Origin of the sequence: Halosimplex aquaticum (assembly GCF_028747785.1) — an archaeon.
Classification (GTDB): domain Archaea; phylum Halobacteriota; class Halobacteria; order Halobacteriales; family Haloarculaceae; genus Halosimplex; species Halosimplex aquaticum.
Genome location: NZ_CP118158.1, coordinates 455,244 through 468,156 on the forward strand (window position 1 = coordinate 455,244; position 12,913 = coordinate 468,156).

Annotated in this window: 13 protein-coding genes; 9 read left to right on the forward strand and 4 right to left on the reverse strand. The window is 68.7% G+C overall.

Annotated elements, in window-relative coordinates; translation table 11 throughout:
* The first annotated feature begins 203 nt into the window (after positions 1-203).
* The gene (gene ppsA / locus PSC72_RS02210; RefSeq protein ID WP_274324265.1) at positions 204-2,534 is read left to right on the forward strand and encodes a phosphoenolpyruvate synthase; all 2,331 of its coding nucleotides are present in this window, start codon (positions 204-206) and stop codon (positions 2,532-2,534) included.
* 40 nt (positions 2,535-2,574) lie between these two features.
* Here ppsA and PSC72_RS02215 read toward each other — a convergent pair whose 3' ends face one another.
* Both PSC72_RS02215 and PSC72_RS02220 read right to left on the reverse strand, forming a co-directional pair.
* A complete protein-coding gene (locus PSC72_RS02215; protein ID WP_274324266.1) occupies positions 2,575-2,862 on the reverse strand; it encodes a hypothetical protein in 288 nt (95 codons plus the stop codon).
* 357 nt (positions 2,863-3,219) lie between these two features.
* Positions 3,220-3,963, reverse strand: a complete 744-nt coding sequence (locus tag PSC72_RS02220; protein WP_274324267.1) for an SDR family oxidoreductase — start codon at positions 3,961-3,963, stop codon at positions 3,220-3,222.
* Between the two features lie 222 nt (positions 3,964-4,185).
* On the opposite strand from PSC72_RS02220, the gene PSC72_RS02225 reads away from it, so the two are divergent.
* The 7 genes from PSC72_RS02225 (at position 4,186) to metG (ending at position 10,430) form a co-directional block, all read left to right on the forward strand.
* Complete coding sequence (locus PSC72_RS02225) at positions 4,186-4,665, forward strand: DUF7344 domain-containing protein (protein WP_274324268.1); 480 nt, start codon at positions 4,186-4,188, stop codon at positions 4,663-4,665.
* Positions 4,655-5,383, forward strand: a complete 729-nt coding sequence (locus PSC72_RS02230) for a DICT sensory domain-containing protein (protein ID WP_274324269.1) — start codon at positions 4,655-4,657, stop codon at positions 5,381-5,383. The genes PSC72_RS02225 and PSC72_RS02230 overlap by 11 nt, the downstream gene beginning before the upstream one ends.
* Positions 5,384-5,488: 105 nt before the next feature.
* The gene (gene mfnA, locus PSC72_RS02235) at positions 5,489-6,538 is read left to right on the forward strand and encodes a tyrosine decarboxylase MfnA (RefSeq protein ID WP_274324270.1); all 1,050 of its coding nucleotides are present in this window, start codon (positions 5,489-5,491) and stop codon (positions 6,536-6,538) included.
* Positions 6,539-6,591: 53 nt separating this feature from the next.
* Entirely contained in the window at positions 6,592-7,161 is a 570-nt protein-coding gene (locus PSC72_RS02240) for a YqaA family protein (RefSeq protein ID WP_382261070.1), read from the forward strand.
* Between the two features lie 130 nt (positions 7,162-7,291).
* The gene (locus tag PSC72_RS02245) at positions 7,292-7,579 is read left to right on the forward strand and encodes a winged helix-turn-helix domain-containing protein (RefSeq protein ID WP_274324271.1); all 288 of its coding nucleotides are present in this window, start codon (positions 7,292-7,294) and stop codon (positions 7,577-7,579) included.
* A 133-nt stretch (positions 7,580-7,712) separates the two neighbouring features.
* Positions 7,713-8,015, forward strand: coding sequence for a hypothetical protein (locus tag PSC72_RS02250; protein WP_274324272.1), 303 nt, complete (start codon positions 7,713-7,715; stop codon positions 8,013-8,015).
* A gap of 297 nt (positions 8,016-8,312) precedes the next feature.
* Positions 8,313-10,430, forward strand: coding sequence for a methionine--tRNA ligase (gene metG / locus PSC72_RS02255; protein ID WP_274324273.1), 2,118 nt, complete (start codon positions 8,313-8,315; stop codon positions 10,428-10,430).
* Positions 10,431-10,478: 48 nt separating this feature from the next.
* Here the strand turns inward: metG and PSC72_RS02260 are convergent, their stop codons facing one another.
* Together PSC72_RS02260 and PSC72_RS02265 are read right to left on the reverse strand one after the other, a co-directional pair.
* Positions 10,479-11,831, reverse strand: coding sequence for a sodium:calcium antiporter (locus tag PSC72_RS02260; RefSeq protein WP_274324274.1), 1,353 nt, complete (start codon positions 11,829-11,831; stop codon positions 10,479-10,481).
* Positions 11,832-12,131: 300 nt separating this feature from the next.
* Positions 12,132-12,320 (reverse strand): HVO_2922 family protein, encoded by a 189-nt coding sequence (locus PSC72_RS02265; protein WP_274324275.1) that lies wholly within the window; start codon positions 12,318-12,320, stop codon positions 12,132-12,134.
* Between the two features lie 109 nt (positions 12,321-12,429).
* Between PSC72_RS02265 and PSC72_RS02270 the strand changes: the two genes are divergently transcribed.
* The gene (locus PSC72_RS02270) at positions 12,430-12,849 is read left to right on the forward strand and encodes a DUF7312 domain-containing protein (protein ID WP_274324276.1); all 420 of its coding nucleotides are present in this window, start codon (positions 12,430-12,432) and stop codon (positions 12,847-12,849) included.
* Positions 12,850-12,913 lie beyond the last annotated feature (64 nt).

Sequence of the window (12,913 nt, forward strand, 5' to 3'; positions counted from 1 at the left end):
CGCCGCGGAACGACTCGGCAGCGGCTCGACCGTCGTCCCGCGTGGTCGGCCGTGCGTCCCCGGCCCATGGGACGGTGCCACAGGTACTCGGAAGCGAAACAATATTCCAGAAAACGGCCCCGTTACCCCCCTAACGCAAGCTATTTATTGGGTCTGGGGCCGGAAAGTTCTTGGTCGTCCTGGGCGAGTGTTCGGGTACGGTTATGGCATTACTCTGGCTGGACGACGTTACGGCCGAGGACTTCGACTCGGTCGGTGGCAAAGGCGCATCCCTGGGCGAGCTGACATCGGCGGGGCTGCCGGTTCCGCCCGGGTTCGTCGTGACGGCCGAGACGTACCGGTCGTTCATCGAGGAGACCGGGATCGACGAGGAACTGTTCGAGGCGGTCGACGTCTCGGTCGACGACTCGCAGGCGCTCGCCCGCGCTGCCGAACGCGCCCAGGAACTCATCACGGAGACCGAGATGCCCCAGTCCATCCGCGAGGAGATCCTCGCGGCCTACGACGACGTCGAGGACGGCGAGGCCTCCGTCGCGGTCCGCTCGTCGGCGACCGCCGAGGACCTGCCCGACGCCTCCTTCGCCGGCCAGCAGGAGACCTACCTCAACGTCACGCGCTCGGGGCTGCTCGACCGGGTCCGCGACTGCTGGGCCTCCCTGTTCACCCAGCGCGCCATCTACTATCGACAGGAGCAGGGCTTCTCTCACGAGAAGGTCAACATCGCAGTCGTCGTCCAGCTGATGGTCGACGCCGAGAAGAGCGGCGTCATGTTCACGAGCCACCCGACCACGGGCGCGCCGCAGGCGATCGTCGAGTCCGCCTGGGGACTGGGCGAAGCCGTCGTCTCCGGCGCCGTCTCGCCCGACAAGTACGTCCTCGACCGTGAGACCGGCGAACTACGCGACGCGACCGTCGCCACCAAGAAGGTGATGCACGTCCGCGACGAGGAGACCGGCGAGACCATCGAGCGGGCGGTCCCGGAGGACAGGCGCGACCAGCAGGTCCTCTCAGAGGAGGAACTGGACCGCCTGGTCGGCCTGGGCGACGAGATCGAGGCCTACTACGGCGACCCGCAGGACGTCGAGTGGGCCATCGCCGACGGCGACCTCTACGTCCTCCAGTCCCGCCCCATCACGACCATCGACGAGGACGCCGGCGGCGTCGCCGGCGCCTCGAACGGCGTCGACGACATCGCCGGCGTCGCCGACGGCGGGAGCGCAGCCCAGTCGGGCGGCGGATCGAGCGGCTCCGGACAGAACGAGGGCAACGTCATCTTCTCCGGCATCGGCGCGAGCCCCGGCCGCGTGTCCGGCCCCGCGCGGACGATCCGCAAGCTCGACCACCTCGACAAGGTCGAGGAGGGCGACATCATCGTCGCCGAGATGACGACGCCCGACATGGTCCCCGCGATGAAGCGGGCCTCGGGGATCATCACCGACGAGGGCGGCATGACCAGCCACGCCGCCATCGTCTCCCGCGAGCTCGGCGTCCCCGCCATCGTCGGGACCGAGCAGGGCTCCGACACGCTGCACGACGGCCAGGTCGTCACCATCGACGGCGACAAGGGCACCGTCGAACAGGGCGACTCGACCGGCGCCGACGAGCGCGAACCAGTCGAGGAGGTCCGCCCGCAGGCGCCCGTCAAGCCCATGACGGCCACCGAGGTGAAGGTCAACGTCTCGATCCCCGACGCCGCCGAGCGGGCGGCCGCGACCGGCGCCGACGGCGTCGGCCTGCTGCGGATCGAGCACATGATCCTCTCGACGAACAAGACGCCAGAGCGCTACATCGACGACCACGGCGAGGACGAGTACGTCTCGGAGATCGTCGACGGCGTCCGCGGCGTCGCCGAGGAGTTCTACCCCCGGCCCGTCCGCGTCCGCACGCTCGACGCTCCGACAGACGAGTTCCGCCAGCTGGAAGGCGGCGAGAGCGAACCGGCCGAACACAACCCGATGCTCGGCTACCGCGGCATCCGCCGCAGCCTCGACCGCCCCGACCTCTTCGAGTACGAACTCGCCGCGTTCCGCCGGCTGTTCGACCTGGGGTACGACAACGTCGAGATCATGTTCCCGCTCGTCAACGACGCCGAGGACGTACTGCGGGCCCGCCGACTCATGGAAGAGGCGGGCATCGACCCCGACAAGCAGGACTGGGGCGTGATGATCGAGACGCCCGCCGCCGCGCTGGGCGTCGAGGCGATGGCCGACGCTGGCATCGACTTCGTCTCGTTCGGCACGAACGACCTCACGCAGTACACCCTCGCCGTGGACCGCAACAACGAGCGCGTCGCCGACCGCTTCGACGAACTGCACCCGTCGGTGCTGAAGCTCATCAGCGAGACCATCGAGACCTGCCGCGAGGAGGGCGTCTCGACGAGCATCTGCGGCCAGGCCGCCTCGAAGCCCGAGATGGTCCAGCACCTCGTCAACGAGGGCGTCACCTCCATCTCCGCGAACATCGACGCCGTCCGCGACGTCCAGCACGAGGTCAAGCGCGTCGAGCAGAAGCTGCTGCTCGACAACGTGCGCTGACCGAGTCTACCGGTTTCTCACCGACCGCCGGGAACCGCGATTAGTCCATCGCGCCGGCGATCAGCATCACGCCGCCGACGATGGCGAGGATGATACCCACGGTCGACGTGGCGGGTTCCGGGAACAGGAACAGGAGGATACCGCCGATGAGCAGCAGCGCTCCGAAACTCAGCCCCATGATGCCGTCGGAATCGTCGTCCCCCCGGTTCTCGTAACGGGCGTCTTCGTCGACGCGAGCGCCCGTCGCGCGCTCGCCGTAGTCGTCGTACTCGTCGTCGTAGCGGTCGTGATCGTCGTCGACGGTCCGGTCTGGATCTGTCGAACTCATACCCGCGTTTCGGGCTGCCCGCAATTAGTCGTTCTGCAGTGATATCAAAATACGTATGTTCTATGTCACAGTTTCCCGGCCGTTCAGATCCGACGGTGCCGAATCACGACGCCTGCAACAGAAGCCGCATACATGTGGCAACAACCACGTATTCCGTCAGAGAGCGACCGGAACGTATCCGGCTGAGACGCTCGGGTCGGCGATCAGAATCGAGATAGTACCAGAATACCCACATACTGATTCCGGGGCGACAGGCGGGACCGCCCTGGGCTCGGCGACGACATTGACGGCCCGACCGAGACCGGTCGGTACGCGGCGTAGACCGAATCGTGCGTCGGACCGCGCCTCCGCGCCCGGTCAGAAGAACGTCAGCTTGTCCCGCCGGTAGAGGTCCAACTCGGAGACCATCGAGGGGTCCTGCTTCGCGGCGAAGCGGACGGCCTCGGCGATCTCGGTCGGTTCGGAGGCCTCGCCGCGCTCGAAGCGCTCCTCGAAGGACTCGCCGCTCTCGCTGGCGAACTCGCTGCGGACCTCGGCGGGGTTGATGGTGGTGACGGCCACGTCGTCCTCGCCGACGTCGGCGGAGACGCTCTTGGCGAAGCCGCGGACCCACCACTTCGACGCCGCGTAGACCGGGTTGAACGGCCGGGGGTACTGCCCGGCGAAGCTGCCGATGAACACGAGCGTCCCCGACGACTCGCGGAGGTGCGGCAGCGCCGCGCGCGTCGCGAAGAAGTAGCCGTCGACGTTGACCTCCATCATCGTGCGGTAGTCGTCGGTCGCGAGGTCGTCGACGCCCTCGCCGGCGACGACGCCGACGTTGTTGACGAGGAGGTTCAGGCCGCCGAACGCGTCGACCGTCTCCTCGACGAGCGCGTCGACGGCGTCCTCGTCCCGGACGTTCGTCGGGACGACCAGCGTCTCGACGCCGTAGGCGTCTTCGAGGTCGGCGGCGATCGATTCCAGTCGCTCCTCGCGGCGGGCCGCCAGCGCCACGTCGGCGCCGTCCTCGGCGAGGGCGTGGGCCGTCGCCTCGCCGATGCCGGAACTCGCGCCAGTGACGATCGCTGCGTCGCCATCCAGAGACTGCTCGGTGGACATGCGACGGGATAGGACGGACGTGACTATAAGTATCGGTTGTCGGCTGCGCCGGATCGCGAGCCCAATCGTCGGCACTCGGTGCGGGTGTTCGCCGTCGGCCGAGGCGAACCGGGCTCACCGGACCGGTCCGGGACCCCGATTCCGGCGCGGAACGTCCTTGTTCGGCGGCTGGCGGGAGACCGCGCCGACAGACTCTTCATTGCAGCGATACGAGGTGGAGGTATGACAACCGGTGGCACGAAGGACACGTCGCGCCTGTTCAGTGCGCTCGCACATCGGTATCGCCGGATCGTCCTCTACTACCTCCGGGACCACGAGACCGCGACGCTCGACGGGCTGGTCGACCTCGTGAGCGGCTGGATCGAATCGGGGCCGGGCCCCGACGAACCGGTCGACCGCGACGGCGTCCGCACCGAGTTACACCACGTCCACTTGCCGGCTCTCGAACAGGCGGAGTTGATCGGATACGACGTGGACGGCGGGACGGTCGCTCTCCTCGGCATCTCGGGAGCGACCGAGGAGATACTCGACGCGGCGCTCGAGGCGGACACCACGGAGGCCCGGCTCGACGTCGAGGGCGTCCTGGCCGCCGCCGCGAGGCGGACGGAACCGTGTCCCCCCGGCGAGGCGACGTGCGGCCCCGACGACGACGCGAACCGGTGGGACCCGTTCGGCGGCACCGAGGACGGCGATGACGGCTGAGGCGGACGGGCCGCTGCGTGACCTCTGTGAGCGCGCTCGCGGGCCCGACAAGACCGTCACCACGTTCGGTCCGGACCCCTACGCCGACCTGGAGCCCGTCCTCGAACAGTTCGACGTCACGCTGGCCCACGAGTACCTCCCGCTCCCCGAGTCCGAGGGGTACCTCACCGTCAGCGTCGACGGCCGGAGTGTCGGTTCGATCTCCGCGGCCGCGTTCGGCGAACTGCGCGACCCCGACAGCGGGCTCCCCTGGGACGCGGCCACGCGCGAGTCCGCGTATCGCGACCTCGTCGAGCTGCTCGCGGGCACCGCCTTCGTCATGGACGACAAGGGTCACCTGCTGGCGACCGCCCGGGAGATCGAGGACCGCGCGTTCCGCCACGGCCGCGGGCACCTCTACGCCGCGTTTCAGTCCCTGTCGGCGTTCCGGGCGCAGGTACCCGTCTACGAGCGGCTGGTCGGTCGGACGGACCTGCGCGCGACGGTCTTCGGCGCGCCGGACTGGGAGCCGCCTGAAGTGGACCGCCTGACGGTCCGGCTCGACGACGCGGACGACGTCACCGACTTCTGGGTGGTCGCGTTCGACGGCGCGGGCGACGACGACGCGAAGTGCGCGATGATCGCAGAGGAGGTCGAGCCGGGCGAGTACACGGGCGTCGTGACCTACGATCCGGTGATCGTGGACGACCTGACGGCGTATCTCGACGAGGTCGGATAGGCGCTCGGGCGAACCGAGCGCGCGCCGCCATCGAGGCCGACAACGGCCCGATCCGGCGCGTCGGCGAACGCAACTGCTAAACGCCTCCCATCCCAGTGATCGGGTATGCAGCTTGCCGAGCCGCAGGATTTCGAGCGCGTCCTGTCGTCGATGTGCACCGAACCACACCCCGCGGCTCGGGAGGCGGCCGAGCGGTTCCTGGCGACCAATCCCGGCGACCCCGGCACCTACGAGAGCGTCAGCGCCCTGGAGGAACGGGCCGTCGAACTCCTCGGCGAGGTCACCGGCCACTCCGACCCCGAGGGCTACGTCGCCAGCGGCGGCACGGAGGCCAACATCCAGGCCGTCCGGATCGCCCGCAACCGCGCCGACACCGACGACCCGAACGTCGTCGCGCCGACCAGCGCCCACTTCTCGTTCACGAAGGCCGCGGACCTCCTCGGCGTGGAATACCGGACCGCACCGACGACCGACCACCGCGCCGACCCCGAAGCGATGGCACGGCTCGTCGACGAGGACACCGTCTGCGTGGTGGCCGTCGCCGGCTCGACGGAGTACGGCTACGTCGATCCCGTCCCGGAACTCGCGGACCTGGCCCACGAGGTCGACGCGCTCTGCCACGTCGACGCCGCCTGGGGCGGGTTCGTCCTCCCCTTCACCGACCACGAGTGGCACTTCGGCCACGCCGACGTGGACACGATGACTATCGACCCCCACAAGATGGGGCAGGCCGCCATCCCCGCCGGCGGCCTGCTCGTCCGCTCGCGCGAGTTGCTCGACGAGCTCGCCATCCGGACGCCGTACCTCGAATCGACCTCGCAGGTGACGCTGACTGGCACCCGGAGCGGCGCGGGCGTCGCCAGCGCCGTCGCCGCGATGGAGGCGCTCTGGCCGGAGGGATACCGCGAACAGTACCGCGCCTCGATGGACAACGCCGAGTGGCTGGCCGACCAGTTGGCCGCGCGCGGCCACGAGGTGGTCGACCCCGACCTGCCGCTGGTCGCCGCCGACCTGTCCGTGCCGATGACCGAGGAGCTACGCTCGCGGGGCTGGCGCGTCACCAAGACGGGCGCCGGGGAGATGCGAGTCGTCTGCATGCCCCACGTCACCCGCTCGATGCTCCGCTCGTTCGTCGCCGATCTGGACTGGTACTGAGCGGCGTAGCGCGAACATGAAAGTTTACGATACCCGGTGCGGTACCGCCGGTCGTGTTCCCCGCCGAGGTCCCCGTGCTCCTGCTGGGTGGTGGCTGTAACGACCCCTCCGGGACGCTCGTCGAAGCCGTCTGCACCGCGACCGGACCTGCCGGACTGCTCATCGTCTTCGTCTACTCGTTCCTGATCACGTTCATCCTCCCGCTCCCCTCGGAGATCGTCCTCCCGCTGGCCAACCAGTTGCGGCTTGGCCTGCCGCTGTGGGTGAACCTGGCGCTGGTCGTCCTCGTCGCCAGCGTCGGCAAGGCCGCCGGGAGCGTCTTCGCCTTCCACATCGGCCAGGAGGCCAAGGAGTCCGGTCCGATAATCCGGGCGCTGCGCCGCTCGCGGTTCGACGTGATCGAGTGGTCCCAGTCGAAGGTCGTCCAGCTCTCCAAGAAGTACGGCTACGCCGGCCTCGCGCTGGCGCTGTCGGTCCCCGCCTTCCCCGACACCCTCTCGGTCTACGCCTTCTCCGTCCTCGAAGACGACTACGCCAAGTTCGCCGCGGCGACCTTCGTCGGCAGCATCGGTCGCTTCCTCGTCTGGATCACCTTCGCCCGCGTGGCCGTGTCCAGCCTGTGAGTTGCCGGCCGCGCCGGCCCGCGTCACCGTCGCCGGGGAACCCGGCCGGCGTGAGCGCCGCGCTGACCCGTCTCGACGGCGCGTTCGGTCGTCGGTGCGCTTACAAGGGGTCCGGCTCACCTTCGGGGTAATGGAAGGGGTGCTCTGGTACGTGTTCGCCAGCACCCGGGGTGGCGAGAACCGGGCGCGGATTCTGCGGGCGATCGACGAGCGACCGCGCAACGCCAACCAGCTGGCCGAGGATCTCGATCTGGACTACACGACCGTGCGCCACCACCTCGACGTGCTCGAAGACAACAACGTCGTCGAGGCCAGCGGCGACGAGTACGGCGCCGTCTACCTCCCGACCGACCAGTGTCGAGCCAACTGGGACACCGTCGAGGAGGTCCTCGCGACCGTCCTGGAGGACGACTCATGACACACCGACCGGCCATCAAACAGCGACCCGACCGACCGCCGAGAGCCGACCGACCGCCGAGAACCGACCGACCGAGTGCGGAGACAATTTGGACAGCCTATTTGTCGGCCCGTGGCAAAGGGGGGAGTCGAGGATGAGTCTCTGGTTCGAGGCCGCCCGCGGTGCGGTCGTCCTCAACGTCGTCTTACTGGCGGGACTGGCGACCGTCTGGGCGCGCAACTACCGCTCTCACGGCGCCAAGCACACCCTCGGCCTCCTCGTGTTCGCCTGCGTCCTCCTCGCCCAGAACCTGCTCGCGCTGTACCTCTACAGCCTCGACCCGACCTTCCACAGCTGGATGTACGACTCCGCGCCCGTCGCCCAGCGGGGGACGATGGCCATGAACGCCCTCGAACTCGTCGCGATCGCCTTCCTCGTCAAGATCACCTGGGAGTGAGGCGAGGACCGCCGCCCCGCCGCGTCCGATGACGAAGCTTTTTGTCGGCGGACGACTATCTTCAGGTGTGTTCCACGCGGGTCCGCCCGGCCGTATGCGCATGCCCTCTTCTCGGTAGCGCCGGGTGGACCCAGTCGTCGTCGGTGGGCTCATACCCCACAGCGGACCCGCGCGGTCCGACGCGACCGGTGAAACGCCGGCGCTCGCACGCATCGCCCGGACGAGCAGTCGCGACAGTCGATCCAACGATGACACCGAATCACCGCGTTAAAGAGCCGACTGGAGGTATCGAGTAGTATGAGCCACGACGACTTTCCCACGGAGAACCCCGCGGTCGTGACCTGCGGGTTGCCGTACGCCAACGGCGACCTGCACATCGGCCACCTGCGGACGTACGTCGGCGGCGACGTGCTCTCGCGGGCCCTGCGAACCCTCGGCCAGCAGACCGCCTTCGTCTGCGGGTCGGACATGCACGGCACCCCCATCGCCGTCCAGGCCATCGAGGAGGGCGTCGACCCCGCCGAGTTCGCCCTGGAGTGGCACGAGCAGTACGAGGAGACGTTCCCCAAGTTCGACGTCGACTTCGACAACTACGGCCACACCCACGACGAGACCAACCGCGAGCTGACCTACGAGATCGTCGAGGCCCTCGAAGACGAGGGCTACGTCAAGGAGCAGGAAATCAAGGTCGCCTGGGACCCCGAAGACGACCAGCCCCTCCCCGACCGCTACGTCGAGGGGACCTGCCCCCACTGCGGCGCGCACGCCCGCGGCGACGAGTGCGACGAGGGCTGCGGCCGCCACCTCGAACCCGGCGAGATCGAAGACCCCGTCTCGACCATCTCCGGCAACCCCGCCGAGTACCGCGAGCGCACGCACAAGTTCTTCCGCGTCTCCGAACTCGCGGACTACCTCTCGGACTTTCTCGACCGCCTGGAGGGCACCTCGAACGCCCGCAACCAGCCCCGCCAGTGGATCGAGGACGGCCTGCAGGACTGGTGTATCACCCGCGATCTGGACTGGGGCTTCGACTACCCCGGCGAGGAGGATCTGGTCCTCTACGTCTGGGTCGACGCGCCCATCGAGTACATCGCCTCGACGAAGCAGTACACCGAGCGCGTCGGTTCCGAGGAGTACGACTGGGAAGCCGCCTGGAAGGCCGACGAGGTCGGCGTCGAGGCCGGCGGCCCCGACTCCGGGGAGATCGTCCACATCATCGGCCAGGACATCATCCAGCACCACACCATCTTCTGGCCGGCGATGCTCCACGTCGCCGACTACAACGAGCCGCGCGCCGTCGTCGCCAGCGGGTTCATGAACCTCGACGGCGACGCCTTCTCGACGAGCAGGAACCGCGCCATCTGGGCGCGTGAGTTCCTCGACGAGGGGTTCCACCCCGACACGCTGCGGTACTACCTCACCACCGTCGGCGGCTTCCAGGACGAGATCGACTTCTCCTGGGACCGCTTTCAGGAGCGGGTCAACGGCGAACTCGTCGGCAACGTCGGGAACTTCGCCTACCGCTCGCTGCTGTTCGCCGAGCGCAACTTCGGCGGCACGCCCGACGCCGACGTGTCCGGCGAGGTCCGCGAGCGCATCGAGGAGGCCGTCGACGAGTTCGAGGCCGCGATCAACGACTACTCCGTGCGGAAGGCCACCCAGGCCGCGGTGAACCTGGCGGGCTTCGGCAACGAGTACATCCAGCGCCACGAGCCGTGGAACCTCGACGACGACGAGGCCGCGCCGGTCATCCGCGACTGCGTCCAGGTCGCCAAGGCCGTCGCCGTCCTCGTCTACCCGGCCACGCCCGACACCGCCGAGCGCCTCTGGGAACAGCTCGGCGAGGACGGATCGGTCGCCGACACAGCCCTCGACGACGCCCTCGAAGCGCCGCCGAGCGAGTTCGGCGAACCGACCGAGCTGTTCGAGAAGATCGAGGACGAGCGCGTCGAGGAACTCAACCGGAAGCTCGAAGACCGCGTCCAGGCAGTCGCCGAGGCCGACGACGGGAGCGACGCCGACGGTGACGACGCAACCGAAACCGACGAGGCCGGCGAGGCCGACGACGGGAGTATGGACGTGGAAGCGCTCGCCGAGAATCGCATCGGCTTCGACGACTTCGAGGAGCTGGACATCCGCGTCGGCCGCATCGAGTCGGCCGAGCCCATCGAGGACTCGGACAAGCTCGCTCGCCTGGAGGTCGACATCGGCGTCGAGGCGCGGCAGGTCGTCGCCGGCATCAAGCAACTGCACGACCTGGACGAACTGCCGGGGACGAAGGTCGTCCTGCTGGCGAACATGGAGAAGGCCGAGCTGTTCGGCGTCGAGTCCAACGGCATGGTCCTGGCCGCCGGCGAGGAAGCCGACCTGCTGACCACCCACGGCGACGCCGAGCCCGGCACGAAGATCCGGTAACCCACGCCGCCCGTCTTCTGGAAGTCGGTCAGTCGCCCGGTCGGTCACTCAGTCCGAGTGTTCCGGTCGGGTGGCCTCCCCACCGTTCACCGCCGCGTGCGTGGTCGAGACGGTCCGGTTCAGGAGGTCCACGACGCTGTCGCGTCGCCGGACGAACAGCGCGATCGCGAGGAAGAGGTACACGGCAGTGTAGCCGTAGAGGACGAGCATGCTGAGTTCCGTCGCCGTCGCCTCGGCGTATGTCTGGATGACGTAGAACTCGACGAGCACCTGCGTCGCGAACAGTCCGAGTATCGAGAGCGCCTCGCGGGCGCTGATCTCGAAGTTCGAGAGGACCGCTATCGCGAAGAGGCTCTGGGCGGCGGTGATCCAGATCTCCGCGGCCTGCTTCGAGTCGAACGGGAGGGTCCCGACCGCGCCGGCGGAGATCGAGTAGACGACCGCGAGCGTCCCGACGAGCAGCGTCCACTGGTTGAGCTTCGAGGAGATGAGCGCGTTGAACCCGGCAGTCGTCCGCGCCTTGTTCACGAGGTACGCCACGACGATGAGCTCCGGGCTCTCGGAGGCCAGCGGCGCCAGCCACTGGATCATGAAGAACTCGGGGACGCCGTACTGGATGCCCAGCTGTTCGAGCCCCTCGGCGAAGGGGTGGACGGCGGTGAAGATGATCGCCCCGGAGAAGGCGAACCCGACGAGGACGGCCGCAACTCGTCCGGCCCTCGACAACTGCTGGAAGTACGCCGGGACGCCGACGTGCTCCTCGGCTTCGTCGACGTCGCCGCGGACGATGACGAGGAGGTAGACCAGGTACATCCCGACCAGCACGAGCGTGTCGAACGGGCCGATTCCGCCGTTCAACGGGACGAAGAAGGCGAAGGCGGTCGCCGCGAGGAGGAAGGTGATCTCCAGGGAGATATCGCGGTCGAGCGTGACGACGTTCGCGAGGGGGCCGGAGCGGTCCTCGACCGCCGGGTCGGACGCGCGCATCGCGCGGTAGATGCTGAACAGGGCGATGCCCGACCAGCCGAGGCCGATGAGGATCCGGTTCGCGCCGGTCATGTTGGCGACCGCGAGGTTCGCGGCCTGGTCGGACCCCGCGCCGGCCTGCCAGGCGTAGAGCGCGTCGACGGCGTACTCGGGCGCGACGGCCAGCACCGCGAGCACCGCGATAGCGAACGCGCGCGGCACGTCCTTCTCCGCGGTCTCCGCCGCCCACGCGAGCAGGAACGAGGCACCGAGGATGGCGAGCCCGCCGATCAGGACGGCCAGGGCAGGTGCGATGTTGTCGCCCGGGTGGACGGTCCCGTACCCGCCGTACGAGACAAACGTGCCGACCCAGGGAAGCGTCACGACCAGCGTAGCCGCGACGGCGAACAGCGGATGGCGCAGTCGAGAAGCCATGAATCGTGGTGAGACACCACGGCCTCCCTCATAATCCACAAGATATCCCGCAGACGGCCGGGAAGCTCCGTTTCGAGCACTCTACCCGCTGATTCCCCGATCTACCGCCAGTTCCAGAGATCGACCGCATCACCGCTTCTATCGGGCACAGACGAGAGAACGAGGGACGATCTGTCTTCAGCCGGCGATCGGCACGACCGCGCGCTCGCCCGGGGGGCGATGCGGCTCATTCCTCCGGGGGCCGATGCGGCTCATTCCTCCGGGGGCCGATGCGGCTCACTCCCCCGGGGCCGACGCGACTCACTCGTCCGAGAACTCCACGTCCGCGCTCGGCGCGGACCGCTTCACGCTCCGGATCCCTCGTTCGACGCCCTGTTTCGACTGGTACCCCTCGCCGCTGTCCGCGATGATGTTCCCGTTCGCAGCGACGAGTCGCCACCGCCACTCGCCCGCGCTGTCCCGGAAGACCTCGAACGTGGCCTTGCTCATTCGACAGGGCGTACGCCCGGTCCCGGCTTAAGCGTCCGCTCTCCCCGCCCCGTTCGCAATCGGAGTGCGGACGGCAAGCCCTTTTGGTGCCCGCCCGCTACGAGCGTGCATGGCAGACGACGCCGGGGCAGACGGCGACGACGAGGAGTGGCGCTTCTCGGTCGACGAGGTCGGCGACGACACCGGCGACGCGGACGAGCGCGACGATGGCGAGAGCTGGGGCGTGACGGTCGGCGACGAGGACGACGACGGCCCCACGGTGGCGTTCGGCGACGGCGAACCCCGGGGGGAGTCGAACGGGAACGCCGAGACCAACGGCAACGTCGCGGGGACGGTGACGCCCGACATCCCGGTCGAGTCCGACACGCCTGAGCTAGAGAGCGCGGTCTTCGTCGCGGCCGGCGCCCTGCTCATCCTGCTGGTGTTCGCGAGCATCGTCACGCCGCTGACGCCGCAGACGATCGGCGCCATCACCCTGGCGGTCGCCGCCGTGACCGGCGCGGTCTACGCGATATACGTCCGGTTCTGACCGCCGCCCGGACGACGCCCAAGCAGATCGGTACGTAGGCGACGGATATCGCGGCGATCGCGGC